11 protein-coding genes are annotated in these 14,329 nt (G+C 70.1%); 8 read left to right on the top strand and 3 right to left on the bottom strand.

Going from position 1 to position 14,329, the window contains the following annotated elements; translation table 11 throughout:
- Positions 1-121 precede the first annotated feature (121 nt).
- Both KDK82_RS03225 and KDK82_RS03220 read left to right on the top strand, forming a co-directional pair.
- A complete protein-coding gene (locus tag KDK82_RS03225) occupies positions 122-1,036 on the top strand; it encodes an alpha/beta hydrolase (protein WP_088164005.1) in 915 nt (304 codons plus the stop codon).
- Between the two features lie 191 nt (positions 1,037-1,227).
- The gene (locus KDK82_RS03220) at positions 1,228-2,898 is read left to right on the top strand and encodes an ankyrin repeat domain-containing protein (RefSeq protein ID WP_088164004.1); all 1,671 of its coding nucleotides are present in this window, start codon (positions 1,228-1,230) and stop codon (positions 2,896-2,898) included.
- Between the two features lie 6 nt (positions 2,899-2,904).
- Here KDK82_RS03220 and KDK82_RS03215 read toward each other — a convergent pair whose 3' ends face one another.
- Positions 2,905-4,155 (bottom strand): YeeE/YedE family protein, encoded by a 1,251-nt coding sequence (locus KDK82_RS03215; protein WP_088164003.1) that lies wholly within the window; start codon positions 4,153-4,155, stop codon positions 2,905-2,907.
- Between the two features lie 174 nt (positions 4,156-4,329).
- Positions 4,330-5,295, bottom strand: coding sequence for a sulfurtransferase (locus KDK82_RS03210; protein ID WP_012206950.1), 966 nt, complete (start codon positions 5,293-5,295; stop codon positions 4,330-4,332).
- Positions 5,296-5,499: 204 nt separating this feature from the next.
- On the opposite strand from KDK82_RS03210, the gene KDK82_RS03205 reads away from it, so the two are divergent.
- Genes KDK82_RS03205 through KDK82_RS03180 form a run of 6 tightly spaced genes read left to right on the top strand, consistent with a single transcriptional unit; the run spans position 5,500 to position 13,247 of the window.
- Complete coding sequence (locus KDK82_RS03205) at positions 5,500-6,696, top strand: multidrug effflux MFS transporter (protein ID WP_043795801.1); 1,197 nt, start codon at positions 5,500-5,502, stop codon at positions 6,694-6,696.
- A 29-nt stretch (positions 6,697-6,725) separates the two neighbouring features.
- Entirely contained in the window at positions 6,726-7,715 is a 990-nt protein-coding gene (gene miaA / locus KDK82_RS03200; RefSeq protein WP_088164002.1) for a tRNA (adenosine(37)-N6)-dimethylallyltransferase MiaA, read from the top strand.
- Between the two features lie 16 nt (positions 7,716-7,731).
- Complete coding sequence (locus KDK82_RS03195) at positions 7,732-8,448, top strand: ABC transporter ATP-binding protein (protein ID WP_088164001.1); 717 nt, start codon at positions 7,732-7,734, stop codon at positions 8,446-8,448.
- Between the two features lie 19 nt (positions 8,449-8,467).
- Positions 8,468-11,035: an FtsX-like permease family protein gene (locus tag KDK82_RS03190; protein WP_088164000.1), complete on the top strand. Its 2,568-nt coding sequence runs from the start codon at positions 8,468-8,470 to the stop codon at positions 11,033-11,035.
- Positions 11,036-11,051: 16 nt separating this feature from the next.
- Complete coding sequence (locus KDK82_RS03185) at positions 11,052-12,119, top strand: PLP-dependent cysteine synthase family protein (protein WP_088163999.1); 1,068 nt, start codon at positions 11,052-11,054, stop codon at positions 12,117-12,119.
- A 3-nt stretch (positions 12,120-12,122) separates the two neighbouring features.
- Positions 12,123-13,247 (top strand): lipocalin-like domain-containing protein, encoded by a 1,125-nt coding sequence (locus KDK82_RS03180; protein ID WP_088163998.1) that lies wholly within the window; start codon positions 12,123-12,125, stop codon positions 13,245-13,247.
- Between the two features lie 61 nt (positions 13,248-13,308).
- Here KDK82_RS03180 and KDK82_RS03175 read toward each other — a convergent pair whose 3' ends face one another.
- Positions 13,309-14,307 carry a branched-chain amino acid ABC transporter permease gene (locus tag KDK82_RS03175; protein ID WP_012206959.1) on the bottom strand — a complete coding sequence of 333 codons (999 nt, stop codon included), beginning with the start codon at positions 14,305-14,307 and terminating at the stop codon, positions 13,309-13,311.
- Positions 14,308-14,329: the final 22 nt, after the last annotated feature.

Raw genomic sequence — 14,329 nt, 5'->3', positions numbered from 1 at the left:
GGTCCGCATCGCCTTGTCGGCCCGCGAACCAGCGGCAAGAATAGCGCCAATCCATGACAGCGCCGGCCCGCAGGGCAGCGGCGCTGAACTTTTGGCCGGCCCGTGCATCCATTGTTGCGTCATGCCCTCAATGCTTCCCTTTCTGTGGCCCCGAAGGCGCCTGCACCGGATCACGGCGGCGCTGGGCGTGGCCGCGCTGCTGGCGGCCAGCGGCTGCTCCGTGCTGGACACCAAGCAGCGCGAATGGATCTTCCAGCCCAGCGACCGCAGCTGGCCCGGCGCCAACACGGCCGGCATGGAAGATGTCTGGATCGACATGCCAGCGCAGGACGGCGCCCGCCTGCATGCGCTGTGGCTGCCCCAGCCGGCCACGGCCGGCAACGCCCCCGTGCTGCTGTACCTGCATGGGGCGCGCTGGAACGTTGCCGGCTCCTCGCCGCGCATCCGGCGGCTGCACGAACTGGGCTTTTCGGTGCTGGCCATCGACTACCGGGGCTTTGGCAAGAGCAGCGCCGGCCTGCCGTCCGAGGAATCGGCCGCCGAGGACGCACGCGCAGGCTGGGACTGGCTGGGCCGGCACGCTCCGGACCGGCCGCGCTTCATCTTCGGCCATTCTCTGGGCGGCGCCATCGCCATCGACCTGGCGCGCAGCGTCCAGGACGAGGCCGGCGTCATGGTCGAGGCGACCTTCACCAGCATTCCCGACGTGGTCCGCAGCTTCCGCTGGGGCTGGCTGCCCGTGGGGCCGCTGATCACGCAGCGCTTTGCCTCCATCGACAAGGTGGCCGGCATAGGCTCGCCGCTGCTGGTCGTGCACGGCAGCGCCGATCCGCTGATCCCCGCCACGCTGGGCCGCCAGCTGTTCGACGCGGCCAGCGAGCCCAAGCGCTTCGTGCTCATCGAAGGCGGTAACCACCACAACACCCAGTCGCGCGCCATGGAGCAATACCGGCAGGCGCTGGACGAGCTGTTCGGGCTGCGCCTGCTCGCACAGGCGCCCACAGCGCCAGCTGTTGCACCTCAGGTATTGCGCTAACATCCGCGCCTGCGGTGCAGGCCGCACCCGGACCCGCGGGAAGGGTTGAACCCACCTGTATGCGCCCCTGCGGCGCGTTCTTTCTTGCCACATGCCTTTGTGCTGCCAGATTGCGGGTCGTTGGCCTCAGGGGCCTGTTCACACGGATCCAGGGATCCGTGTGAACAGGCCCCTTGCATGGAGGTATTCCTGTGAAACGCATTCCCGCCCAGCCCGACATGGGCCATCTCAAGAAACAGGCCAAGCAACTGCTGGCCGCCTATCGCGCAGGCTCGGCCCAGGCCATGGAGTCCATGCGCTCCCACCTGCCAGCAGCCAAAGGCCTTGCCGATGAGGCGCTCGCCGCCAAGGACCTGCGGCTGCACGACGCCCAGTCCTGCGTGGCGCGCGAGCACGGTTTCGCTTCATGGAGCGAGCTGTCAGGCTACGTCGAGGCATGCCAGCGCCTGGCGGCGGACCCCGAGAAATCCCGGCTGCACTGGCTGGCCCTGGTCTATGCCGGCGATGTGGCGGGCGGCACGCACCGCGCGCAGCCCGCGCTGGCCCGGCGCCTGCTGGACGAGCGGCCGGAACTTGCGGGCAGTGATGGCAGTGATCCCTGGGTGGCCTGCGCCACCGGCAAGCTGGCCGTGCTGCGCGAGGCCGGGCGCAACGACCCCGGCTGGCTGCGCCGTGCAGGTGGGCCGTTGGCGCTGCCGCCGCTGATGGCCGTCACCCATTCCTGCCTGCTGCGCCTGCCCGAATTCACCGAGCACCTGCACGCATGCGCGCGCTGGCTGCTGGACGCGGGCGCAGACCCGCTGCAGACCATAGGCAACCGCTGGCCACCCGCCTCTCTGCAGTCCCCCTCCGATACCGAGCGGCTGTCGGCCCTCTATGGCGCAGCAGGCCAGAACCATGATGCGCAACTGACGCAGATGCTGCTACAGGCCGGTGCCGACCCCAACGATGGCGAATCGCTCTACCACTCTCTGGAAGGCACGCCCGCCAGCCGCGAATGCACGCGGCTGCTGCTGCAAGCCGGCGCACGCGTGGACGGCAGCAATGCCCTGTTCCGCGTGCTGGACCTGGACGATGTGCAGGCCCTGCGCCTGCTGCTGGACCACGGCGCCGATCCGAACGAGGACAACGGCCAGGGCGAATGGGGCCGCCCGCTGCTGTGGGCCATCCGCCGGCGCCGCTCGCCCGCCCATGTGCAGGCGCTGCTGGATGTCGGCGCCGATCCGTCGGTCCGCACGCCGCAGGGCCTGCGTGCCGCTGCACTGGCGCAGCGCTTTGGCCTGGCCGACGTGGCCGCCCTGCTGGAACAGGCTGCGGGCAGCGAGCCCACCACGCCGCAGGAGCAGCTCCTGGCCGCCTGCGCCGTGGGCGACGCAGCACAGGCCCGCCGTCTTGCAGCAGCCCACCCCGGGCTGCTCCAGGGCCTGGCGCCCGAACAACTGCGCATGCTGCCCGAACTGGCGGCCCTGGGCTGCATGGACGCCGTGCGCTGCATGGTGGAACTGGGCTGGCCCATCGCCGCGCGCGGCGGCGACTGGGATGCATCCGCACTGAACCAGGCCGTGTTCCGTGGCGATGCCGCCATGGCGCGCTTCCTGCTGGAGCACGGCGCACAGTGGACCGAACGCCACGCCTATGGCGACAACTGCGCAGGCACCCTGTGCTGGGCATCGCTGAACCGGCCCGAATCCACGGAACCCGGCGGCGGCGACTGGCTGGGCTGCGCCCAGGCCCTCATCGACCACGGCATGCCCCTGGCCAGGCCCGACCCCGAGGCGCCCGGCTGCGTGCTCATCGACGGAAGTCGGCAGCGGTATCCGGAGGAGATCGTGGATTTGCTGCTGGGTGCGGCTGCCGGCTGAAGGCCCTCAGTCCCGGCTGGCCTGCCAGCGCCGCAGCACGAAACCCGCCCACAGCGCCGTGAACACGGCCGCGCCAAATACCCAGCCCGACAGTGCGCCCGCCATGCTGCCCGACAGCAGCGTGCCGATGGTGCAGCCCAGCCCCGTCATGGCGCCCCAGCCCAGCAAGGAGCCACCAGCCAGGCCGCGTGCCGCATCGCGCCAGGTGGGGCGGCGCGGCGTCCACTGGCGGCTGGCCACGGCAGCGCCCCAGGCGCCGGCCACCAAGCCCAGCAGCAGCACGGCATGGGGCGTGAGCAGGCTGTTGAGTACGGCCGTAGCGCATCCGCCCAGGGTGTCGAGGCCGTGCAGGCGCTCGGGCACCCAGCCGCCGGCCTGGGCCCAGCCGCGCACGGTGCTGCCCAGCGTGGTGGTCACGCCCAGCGGCCGCATGCGCACGATGGCGGCGGCCGCGATCAGGCCCACGGCCAGGCCGCCCAGCGCGGCGTTCCAGCGGCCTTGCCACAGTGACAGCCACAGCTGGCGCAGGCCCGGTGGCTGCGCCGGTTCTGCCGCAGGCCGGGGCTGTGCGCGGCCCGAGCGCCCATGGATGCGCCAGACCCAGGCCGCCAGCAGGCCCAGCACGGCCAGTTGCAGCGCCAGCGCGCCGCCATAGCCCAGATGGGCCGGCAGCCAGATGACGGGTGCATCGGCAATGGCCAGGCTGTAAAGCGGGTTCCAGCTGCGAAACCCCAGCACGAAGCCCAGGCCCGTGCCGACCAGGGCAAACGGCGCCACGGGCGATCCCTCGCCCAGCCGGTACCAGTGGGCGCTGATGCACGAGCCCGAGACCGACATGCCCGCGCCAAAGGCCAGGCCCGCAAGGACCAGCACCCAGCTCACGGGACCTATGTGCATGTCAGGCGGCAACTGGCCCGGCTGGGGCACGGCCACCCAGCTGCCCAGCACCACGGTCATGCCCGCCGATCCCACGGCCAGCGCCAGCAGGATGGAGAGCACGCCGCGCGGGTCGCCGAACTCGAACCAGTCGCGCGCATGGCAGTAAAAGCAAAAGCGCGAGCGCTGAAGCACCAGCCCCAGCAGCAGGCCCAGCGCCAGCGCAAAGACCAGGGTGCGCCCGCCGCCTTGCAGCTGCAGCTGCGCCGCCACAGGCCAGGCTGCGGCCAGCACGGCGGCCAAGGGCAGCCATCTGGTCCAGTCCCTTGCCCTGTGCCTGCCATTCACGTTCTGCGTGTGCTCACCGGTCACGCTTGTCATTCCTGCCCCCTTTGTTGCCATCCACGCATAAAAAAAGGGGCCCGCAGTCTGCGGGCCCCAAAGGAGCCGAGCTTTTGCCAAAGCCACTCGTCACCACCCCTGATCCGTCGAACCAAGAGCACCGACACCCCTCGCCCGGCCCCCGCCTTCAAGACAGGTTGATCGACTGCAGGATCATTTCGCGGCCCAGACCGTACCAGCCGGGTTGTTGATGGGCACACCCACGGAGTTGCCGTATTCGGTCCACGAGCCGTCGTAGTTGCGCACCTGGTAGCCCAGGATCTTGGACAGCGCAAACCAGGTGTGGCTGGAGCGCTCGCCAATGCGGCAGTAGGTGATGACGGGCTTGCTGCCGTCGATGCCCACGCCCGCATAGAGCTTCTTGAGTTCTTCGGCGGACTTGAAGCTGCCGTCCTCGCGCACGGCCTGCCCCCAGGGCACGTTGACGGCGCCGGGGATGTGGCCGGCGCGGATGGCCAGCTCCGGCACGCCGGCCGGGGCGAAGACCTTGCCCTGGTATTCGTCGGCCGAGCGGATGTCGACGAGCCGGGCGTCGCTGCGCCCCTCGGCCGAGGCCAGCGCATCGGTCAGGCGCGCGCGCAGCGCGGTGTTGACCTTGCCCACGCGGTAGGTGGTGGCCGCATATTCCGGGGCGCGGTTGTTGAGGGGGCGGTTCTCGGCCTCCCACTTCTTGCGGCCGCCGTCCAGCAGCTTGACGTTCTGCACGCCATAGATGTCGAAGACCCAGGCCCCCCAGGCCGCGAACCAGTTGTTGGTATCGCCGTACAGCACGACCGTGTTGCCTTCCTTCACGCCGGCCTGGGACAGCAGCTTCTCGAACTGCTCCTTGCCCACGATGTCGCGGCGCACCTTGTCATTGAGGTCGTTGTGCCAAGAGAAGTTGACGGCGCCCGGCACATGGGAGCGTTCGTACAGGCCGGGGTTGACGCTGACCTCGACGATGCGCACATCGGCGCGGTTGAGGTTGGCCGCCAGCCATTCGGTGCTGACCAGCGGGCCTTCGGGCACAGGCGCATTGGCATGGGCCGCACCACCGACCAGGGCCACGCCCCACAGCAGGGTGCACGCCCCCTGGCGCAGCGCGGCGGGAAGGGAGGAGAAAGCGGTCAGCGTTGCCATTGCGGTCCTTTGTTCACAGTTGCATTGATCGGGTTGATTCCTCTGCAATGCAATGTAGGCAGGGCCCGGCCGGTTCCCAACTGCGCAATCCGCAGATGGATATGCACCGCCCGAACATGGACAGCGGCACCCCTTGTTCTCTGCTACCCTCGGTCGCCTATGTCAGCGCCCCTGTCTCCCGCCGCCGCGCAAGCGCAGCCGGCCATGTCCCCCGTCCTGGTCGTCGTCCTGCTCGGCCTGCTGCTGGGACTGCAGCCGCTGGCCACCGACCTGTACCTGCCGGCCCTGCCGTCGATACAGGCGGCCTTCTCCACCCAGGTGTCCCAGGTGCAGCTCACGCTGACGGCGTTCCTGCTGGCCTTCGGCTGCTCGCAACTGGCCTGGGGGCCGCTGTCCGACCGCTTCGGGCGCCGGCCCATCCTGCTGGCGGGCATGTCCATCTACGTGCTGGCCGCGCTGGGCAGCGCCAGTGCCGAGACCATGGAGTCGCTGATCGCCTGGCGCGCGCTGCAGGGGGCATCGCTGGGCGCCGGCGTGATGTGTGCACGCGCCATGGTGCGCGATCTGTTCGCACCGCACCTGGGCGCCCAGGTCATGTCCAAGGCGCTGACCGGGCTGGGCGTGATCGCCTTCCTGAGCCCCGTCAGCGGCAGCCTGCTGGTGGATTCGCTGGGCTGGCGCTCGACCATGCTGGCCCAGGCCGTGATGGGCGCGCTGGCCCTGCTGCTGGTGGCCCTGCGCTTCACGGAGACACTGGCCCGCACCAATCCCACGGCGCTGCAGCCGCTGGCCCTGGCGCGCAACTGGATCACCATCGTGCGCCACCCGGGATTCCAGTCCTACCAGTTGCTGACCTGCTGCACCTATGCGGCCCTGTTCACCAACCTGGCCGCATCTTCCTTCACCTATATCCATGTGCTGGGCGTGAGCCGCACGGGCTACGGCCTGCTGATGGGCAGCAATGCGCTGTGCTACATCGCGGGCACCTTCCTGTGCCGCTGGCTGCTGCAGCGCATGGATGTGCGGCGCGCCGTGCAGATTGCCGGGCTGGCCAGCCTGCTGTCGGCCACGGCCATCGGCATTGCGGCGCTGGCCGATGCGCGCAGCCTCTGGGCCTATGCCCTGCCCTTCTATATCTTCCAGATCGCCCATGGCGTGCACATGCCCTGCGGCCAGAGCAATGCCATCGCGCCCTTCCCGCAGTCGGCGGGCACGGCCTCGGCGCTGAACGGCTTCACCATGATGCTCATCGCCTTTGCCATGGGACACTGGCTGGGCCTGCACCTGGACGGCCAGTCCACCCGGCCCATGGCCTTCGGCATCTGGTTCTGGGGCGTGTGCACGGCCCTGGTCGCCTGGGGGCTGGTGCGCCGCCACGGCCGGGTCGATGGCCACCGCTGATTCCACTTTCCTGCGTTCCCGTTTCTCGAATGTCCACCGCTTCCCCGCTCCCCTGCCTGGCCATCGCCGGCCCCACCGCTTCCGGCAAGACCGCTGCCGCCCTGGCCCTGGCCAGGCTGCTGGCCGAACGCGGCCAGGCCGCAGAAATCATCAGCGTGGACTCGGCCCTGGTCTATCGCGGCATGGACATCGGCACGGCCAAGCCCACGCCCGAAGAACTGGCTGCCTGCCCCCATCACCTGATCGATATCCGCGACCCGCTGCAGGCCTACAGCGCGGCCGAATTCGTGCAGGACACGCAGCGCCTAGTGGCCGAGATCCGCGCGCGCGGCGCCCTGCCGCTGCTGGTGGGCGGCACCATGCTGTATTTCAAGGCCCTGCAGGATGGCATTGACGACATGCCGGCCGCCGACCCTGCCGTGCGCGAGCGGCTGGACGCCCAGGCCGCGCAGATCGGCTGGCCCGCCATGCATGCGCTGCTGGCCCAGGTCGATCCCGCCACGGCCGCACGCCTGGCGCCGGCCGACAGCCAGCGCATACAGCGCGCGCTGGAGGTTTGGCACGTGTCGGGCAAGCCGCTGTCCAGCTTTCATACGCGCAGTGGCAAGAATGCCGAACAGGGCCTGATCAGCCCCGGCGGTTTCTTCTCGCTGGAGCCGCAGGACCGCGCCTGGCTGCATGCGCGCATCGCCCAGCGCTTCGACGCCATGCTGGACGCCGGCTTCATCGACGAGGTGCAACAGCTGCGCGCGCGCGGCGACCTGCACCTGGACCTGCCCTCCATCCGCTGCGTGGGCTACCGCCAGGCCTGGGAATCGCTGGACGGCCTGTACTCCATGAACTCGCTGCGCGAACGCGGCATTGCCGCCACGCGCCAGCTGGCCAAGCGCCAGATCACCTGGCTGCGCAGCATGCCCGCCCGCCATGCCATTGCCTGCGATGCGCCCGATGCCCAGCAGCAACTGCTGCAGGCAGCGATGGCCGTGGTGGCTGCAGCAAACCAGGCCCGCAACGGCTGAACAGGAAACCGCCTTCATGACTGCCGCGCCCCGGGACAACACGCCACTGACTCAGCCGCCGCTGCTTCAGGTCCAGGGCCTGGCGCGGCGCTACCGCAACGACGGCGGCACGGAAACCGCCGTCTTCGAGAACGTGGACTGCAGCGTGGCGCGCGGCGAGTTCGTGGCCATCGTGGGTGACTCGGGCGTGGGCAAGTCCACCTTTCTCAACTGCCTGGCCGGGCTCGATGAATGGCAGCATGGCCGCGTGCTGCACGAAGGCCAGGACCTGTCGGCCCTGGATGAAACCGGCCGTGCGCTGTGGCGGCGCAGCCATGTGGGCTTCGTGTTCCAGGCCTTCCATGTGCTGCCCCATCTGGATGTCTGGCACAACGTGGCCCTGCCGCTGATGCTGCTGCAGCGGCTGGATGCGGCGGGCCGCCAGCGCGTGCAGCAACTGCTGCAGGCCGTCGGGCTGCAGGGGCTGGAGCAGCGCCTGCCCTGGCAGCTCAGCGGCGGCCAGCTGCAGCGCGTGGCCATTGCACGCGCCCTGGTCCACGGCCCGGCCCTGCTGCTGGCCGACGAGCCCACCGGCAACCTGGACCCCGGCACGGCCGCACAGGTCATGGAACTGCTGCTGCAGCAGACCCGGGAACACCAGGCCGCCCTGGTGCTGGTCACGCACTCCATCGAGGCCGCGCGCCGTGCCGACCGCGTGCTGCGCCTGACCGCACAGGGCATGCAGCCCGCCTAGCGCCAGAGACCATCCGCCCATGCTCGCACTGCTTCGCACCTTTTCCTGGCAGGAGCTGCGCCAGCATCCCTGGCGCACGGCCACCGCCTTGGTGGCCATCATGCTGGGCGTGGCCCTGGGCTTTGCCGTGCATGTGATCAACCAGTCCGCACTCGATGAGTTCTCGCGTGCCGTGCGCACGGTCAGCGGTCAGCCGGACCTGGAACTGCGTGCCATGCAGGGCGGCCTGCCCGAATCGCTGTATGGCCGTGTTGCGCAGCAGCCCCAGGTCAGCCTGGCCGCACCCTGGATCGAAGCCACGGCCCTGGCCGGCACCGCCACGCCGGTGCAGTTGCGCGTGCTGGGCGGCGATGCGCTGCGGCTGGCGCCCGTGGCGCCTGCGCTCATGCCCCGGCTGTTCGATGGCGGCGGGCGGCTGGACCTGTTCGCGCCCGATGCGGTCTTCCTCAATGCAACGGCACTCGAAGCCCTGGGCCTGACGCCGGAGCAGGCGCGGCACACGCCCCTGCCATGGCAACTGGGCGGGCGCGCGCAGACCCTGCGCATCGCGGGCACGGTGGCCGCATCCGGCCCGCCGCTGGCCGTGATGGACATCGGCGCGCTGCAGGACGGCCTGCAGCGCTGGGGCCAGGTGGACCGCATCGATGTGCTGCTGGCCGAAGGCGCCACGCGCGAGTCCCTGCTGGCCGAGCTGCGCCGCCTGCCCGACTGGCCCGCCCAGGCCCTGGCCAGCCGCCCCGGCGACGACCAGCAGCGCATAGCCGAGATGTCGCGCGCCTACCGCGTCAACCTCACGGTGCTGGCCCTGGTGGCGCTGTTCACGGGGGCGTTCCTGGTGTTCTCGGTGCTGGCGCTCAGCGTGGCCCAGCGCGCGCCGCAGTTCGCCCTGCTGGCCGTGCTGGGATTGACGCCGCGCCAGCGCCTGGGCCTGGTGCTGCTGGAATCGCTGCTGCTGGGCATGGTGGGCAGCGCGGCCGGCATTGCGCTGGGCGCGGGCCTGGCCTGGCTGGCCCTGCACCTGCTGGGCGGTGACCTGGGCGGCGGCTACTTTGCCGGCGTGCAGCCCGCGCTGCAGTGGAGCGCCGGCGCCGCGCTGACCTTTGGACTGCTCGGCGTGGCCGCCACCGTGGCTGGCGGCTGGTGGCCGGCGCGCCAGGCCATGGAGTTGCCGCCCGCCGCCACGCTCAAGGGCCAGGGCGCGGGCTCCGAACGCGCGGCGCGCGGCCTGCCGGCCCTGCTGCTGATGGCGGCCAGCGTGGCCCTGGCCTTTGTGCCGCCCGTGGCCGGCATTCCCCTGGCCGCCTATGCCGCCGTGGCCCTGCTGCTTCTGGGCGGCATGGCCGCCCTGCCCTGGTTGCTGGGCCAGCTGTTGCGCCTGGTGCCGCAATCGCTGCTGCGCCAGCCGCTGGCCCTGCTGCCCGTGGAGCGCGCACGGCGCATGCGCCGCAGCACCACCGTGGCCGTGGGCGGCGTGGTGGCCAGCCTGAGCCTGGCCGTGGCGCTGACCGTGATGGTGGCCAGCTTCAGGGACAGCATGATCGCCTGGCTGGACGCTGTGCTGCCCGCCCCGCTGTACCTGCGCACGGCCGGCAGCGCAGGCCGTGCCGATGCCGCGCCCCTGCCCGCCGATCTGGCCGCGCGCATTGCCGCCCTGCCTGGCGTGCAGCGCGCCCAGCCCATGCGCAGCACCAGCCTGTGGCTCAGCCCGGATCGCCCCGCCGTCAGCCTGCTGCTGCGTCCGCTGCATGGCCCCCAGGGCCAGCAGTTGCCGTGGATACAAGGCCCCTTGCAAGCGCCCGCTGGCAGCACGCCCGTCTATGTCAGTGAAGCCGTGGCCCAACTCTATGGCGTGCGGCCGGGCCAGGAGTGGCCGCTGCTGGCCCAGGCCCTGCCGTCCGAAGATTCCCGCGTGTTTGTGGCCGGCATCTGGCGCGACTATGTGCGCCAGTTCGGCGCCATCGCCATGGACTGGGAGGACTACCAACGGCTTGCCGACGGCAGCGCCACCACGGCAGGCCCCACCGAAATCGCCATCTGGCCGGACGGCGACGACACGGCCACGGCGCAGCAGCTTCAGGCGCGCATCCAGTCCCTGCTCGCCGGGCCGGGCGCCGCGCAGGCACTGGAGTTCGCCAGCAGCGGCGCGCTGCGCGAGCGCTCCATGCGCATCTTCGACCGCAGCTTTGCCGTGACCTACTGGCTGCAGGCCGTGGCCATCGGCATCGGCCTGTTCGGCATTGCCGCCAGCTTCAGCGCCCAGGTGCTGGCACGGCGCAAGGAATTCGGCCTGCTCGCCCACCTGGGCCTGACGCGGCGCGACATCCTGGCCGTGGTGGCTGGCGAAGGCATGGCCTGGACCACGGCAGGCGCCATCGCCGGCAGCCTGCTGGGCCTGGGCGTGGCCGTGATCCTGGTGCACGTGGTGAATCCGCAAAGCTTTCACTGGACCATGGAGCTGTCCCTGCCGTGGCCCCGCCTTTTGGCGCTGGCTGCCAGCGTGATCGCAGCAGGCACGCTGACGGCATGGCTGGCCGGGCGTGCGGCTGCAGGGCGTGAGGCAGTGCTGGCGGTCAAGGAGGATTGGTAAGAGGCAGCCTGCGACAATGGCCGCCATGCCGCACACCACCTCTTCCTGGCTGCACGAGGCCATCAACCGCATCGAGGCCGATTACCAGCGCAGTGCCGACACGCACCTGATCCCGCTGCCCCTGCCCGGCTTTGCCGGCCTGGGGATCGACCTCTACCTCAAGGACGAATCCACCCACCCCACGGGCAGCCTCAAGCACCGGCTGGCGCGCTCGCTGTTTCTCTATGCGCTGTGCAATGGCTGGGTGCATGAGGGCTCGACCATCGTCGAGGCATCGAGCGGCTCCACGGCCGTGAGCGAGGCGTATTTCGCGCGCCTGCTGGGCCTGCCTTTCGTGGCCGTGATGCCGCGCAGCACCTCGGCCGAGAAGATTGCGCTGATCGAGTTCTACGGCGGCCGCTGCCATCTCGTGGACAGCGCAGGCCAGGTCTACGACGAGGCACGCGCCGTGGCTGCGCAGACCGGCGGCCACTACATGGACCAGTTCACCTATGCCGAGCGCGCCACCGACTGGCGTGGCAACAACAATATTGCGGAGAGCATGTTCACCCAGATGCGGCGCGAGCGCCATGCCGTGCCGCGCTGGATCGTGGTGGGCGCGGGCACGGGCGGCACCAGCGCCACCATTGGCCGCTATGTGCGTTTCCAGCGCCATGCCACGGGCATCTGCGTGGCCGACCCCGAGGGCTCGGTGTTCGCCGCCTACCACCGCACGGGCGATGCCACCCTCACCGCACCGGGCTCGCGCATCGAGGGCATAGGCCGCCCGCGCGTGGAGCCCAGCTTTGTGCGCACCCTGGTGGACCGCATGGAGGAGGTGGCGGACTGCGATTCCCTGGCCGCCATGCGCAGCCTGTCCGCACTGCTGGGCCGGCGCGTGGGGCCGTCCACGGGCACCAACTACGTGGCCATGCTCAGGCTGGCCAGCGAGATGCGCCAGCGCCGAGAGCGGGGCTCCATCCTCTCGCTGCTGTGCGATGCGGGCGAGCGCTACCTGCCCACCTACCATGATGCGGACTGGGTGATGCAGCGCATTGGCGACTGCGGGCCGGCCCAGGCACGCATCGCGCAGTTGCAAAGCTGATCCATGATGCACCTGCCCCGCCGCCATCTGCTGGGACTGGCTGCCGGCCTGGGCCTGGGGGCGGCAGGACTGCCCGCCCAGGCACTGCCGCCACGCACGCTGGTCTTCCCGCGCGACCATGGCAGCCACCCCGGGCTGCGCACCGAGTGGTGGTACATCACCGGCCAGGCACGCGCGGCGGGCCAGGCCTGGGGTTTCCAGATCACCTTCTTCCGGTCACGCGTGCAGGCCACGCAGGAGCTGCGCTCCGCCTTTGCGGCGCGCCAGTTGCTGTTTGCCCATGCGGCGCTGTGCGATGTGCTGGGCGCCCGCCTGCACCACGACCAGCGCATCGCGCGCGCAGGCTTTGGCATTGCCCAGGCCAGCGAGACCGATGCCGACCTGCGGCTGCAGGACTGGTCGCTGCAGCGCACCGATGAAGGCACCGGTAACGGCGAGGCCGAACGCTACACCACCCGCATACGCAGCACCGCATTCGCACTGGACCTGCGCTTCGAAACCCGCGAGCACCCGCTGCTGCAGGGCCGCGCAGGCCTCTCGCGCAAGGGGCCGGAACCCGAGCAGGCCAGCTACTACTACAGCCGCCCGCAACTGCAGGTGAGCGGCACCCTGGAGCTGGCAGGCCAGCGCATGGAGATCGAAGCCGCGCGCGAACCCGGTGACAACCGCGCCTGGCTGGACCATGAATGGAGCCAGGCCCTGATGCACCCCGAGGCCGTGGGCTGGGACTGGATAGGCATGAACCTGTTCGACGGCGGTGCGCTCACGGCCTTCCGAGTGCGCCGGGGCGATGGCAGCGCGCTGTGGGCCGGAGGCTCGCTGCGCGGCGCCGATGGCAAGGTACAGGTCTTCGCCCACGATGCCGTTCGGTTCACACCGCTGCGCCACTGGAGCAGCCCCGCCAGCGGCGCGCGCTACCCCGTGCAATGGCAGGTGGACACGCCCGCTGGCCGCTTCACCGTGAACGCCCAGGTCGATGACCAGGAGCTGGACAGCAGCGCTTCCACCGGCGCCATCTACTGGGAGGGCCTGTGCAGCCTCCAAAAGCTGTCCGGCCCGGGCCAGGAGGCGCGAGCCGGTCAGGGATATCTGGAGATGACGGGCTACGCCCGGCCGCTGCAGTTGTAGCTATAGCAGTCAAGAGCATGGGCACGTAGCCCACCCCCTTGAAACCGTCCCAACCCGGCTCTCAAGGAGTACGCTTTTTCTGCAGCCAGGCGATCAGCTCTCCCATGATGCCCTTGCGGAACAGCAGCACGCAGACCACGAAGATCAGGCCGGTGACGATGGTCACCGACTCGCCCAGCGTGGAGAACCACTCCACGCCCGTGAGGCGCTGCAGGAAGCTGCCGAACTCGCCGATCTTGTTCTCCAGCATGACCACCACGGCCGAGCCCAGGATGGGGCCGGACAGCGTGCCCAGGCCGCCCATCAGCGTCATCAGGATCACGTGGCCGGAGGTGGTCCAGTGCACATCCGACAGCGTGGCAAAGCCCAGCACCACGGTCTTGAGCGAACCGGCCAGGCCCGTGAGCGCGGCCGAGATCACGAAGGCCAGCAGCTTGAAGCGCGCCACGTCATAGCCCAGCGAGGTCGCGCGCGGCTCGTTCTCCTTGATGGCCTTGAGCACCTGGCCGAAGGGCGAGTGGATGGTGCGCACGATCAGCAGGAAGGCCAGGACCACGATGACCAGCGTGACGTAGTACATGGTCAGGTCGCTGGTCAGGTCGATGAGGCCGAACAGCTTGCCGCGCGGTACGCCCTGCAGTCCGTCCTCGCCGCCCGTGAAGGGCGCCTGCAGGCACACGAAGAACAGCATCTGGGCCAGCGCCAGCGTGATCATCGAGAAATAAATGCCCTGACGGCGGATGGCCAGCCAGCCGAAGATCAGCCCCAGCAGCGCGCCCCCGGCCGTGCCGGCCAGCATGGCCAGCTCGGGCGTGAAGCCCCAGCCCTTGATGGCGTAGCCCGTCACATAGGCCGCACCACCCAGGAAGGCCGCGTGGCCGAAGGACAGCAGGCCCGTGTAGCCCAGCAGCAGGTTGAAGGCCGAGGCGAACAGTGCGAAGCACATGAGCTTCATCACGAACACCGGGTAGGCACCCAGCATGGGCGCCGCCAGCAGGCCCAGCAGCAGCAGGCCGTAGCCCCAGGGGGCGATGCGTTGAACGAGAGTCTTGGATTTCATGTGGTCGGCCCCTTGTCCTCGT

It is taken from the genome of Delftia sp. K82, assembly GCF_002193035.1.
GTDB classification, from domain to species: Bacteria; Pseudomonadota; Gammaproteobacteria; order Burkholderiales; family Burkholderiaceae_C; genus Comamonas; species Comamonas acidovorans.
This window is presented reverse-complemented; position numbering and strand designations above follow the sequence as displayed.

Excerpts from the sequence above, each read along its gene's own strand:
- KDK82_RS03225 (WP_088164005.1), top strand. The coding sequence starts at position 122 with ATGCCCTCAATGCTTCCCTTTCTGTGGCCCCGAAGGCGCCTGCACCGG.
- KDK82_RS03215 (WP_088164003.1), bottom strand. The coding sequence starts at position 4,155 with ATGACAAGCGTGACCGGTGAGCACACGCAGAACGTGAATGGCAGGCAC.
- KDK82_RS03210 (WP_012206950.1), bottom strand. The coding sequence starts at position 5,295 with ATGGCAACGCTGACCGCTTTCTCCTCCCTTCCCGCCGCGCTGCGCCAG.
- KDK82_RS03205 (WP_043795801.1), top strand. The coding sequence starts at position 5,500 with ATGTCCCCCGTCCTGGTCGTCGTCCTGCTCGGCCTGCTGCTGGGACTG.
- miaA (WP_088164002.1), top strand. The coding sequence starts at position 6,726 with ATGTCCACCGCTTCCCCGCTCCCCTGCCTGGCCATCGCCGGCCCCACC.
- KDK82_RS03195 (WP_088164001.1), top strand. The coding sequence starts at position 7,732 with ATGACTGCCGCGCCCCGGGACAACACGCCACTGACTCAGCCGCCGCTG.
- KDK82_RS03190 (WP_088164000.1), top strand. The coding sequence starts at position 8,468 with ATGCTCGCACTGCTTCGCACCTTTTCCTGGCAGGAGCTGCGCCAGCAT.
- KDK82_RS03185 (WP_088163999.1), top strand. The coding sequence starts at position 11,052 with ATGGCCGCCATGCCGCACACCACCTCTTCCTGGCTGCACGAGGCCATC.
- KDK82_RS03180 (WP_088163998.1), top strand. The coding sequence starts at position 12,123 with ATGATGCACCTGCCCCGCCGCCATCTGCTGGGACTGGCTGCCGGCCTG.
- KDK82_RS03175 (WP_012206959.1), bottom strand. The coding sequence starts at position 14,307 with ATGAAATCCAAGACTCTCGTTCAACGCATCGCCCCCTGGGGCTACGGC.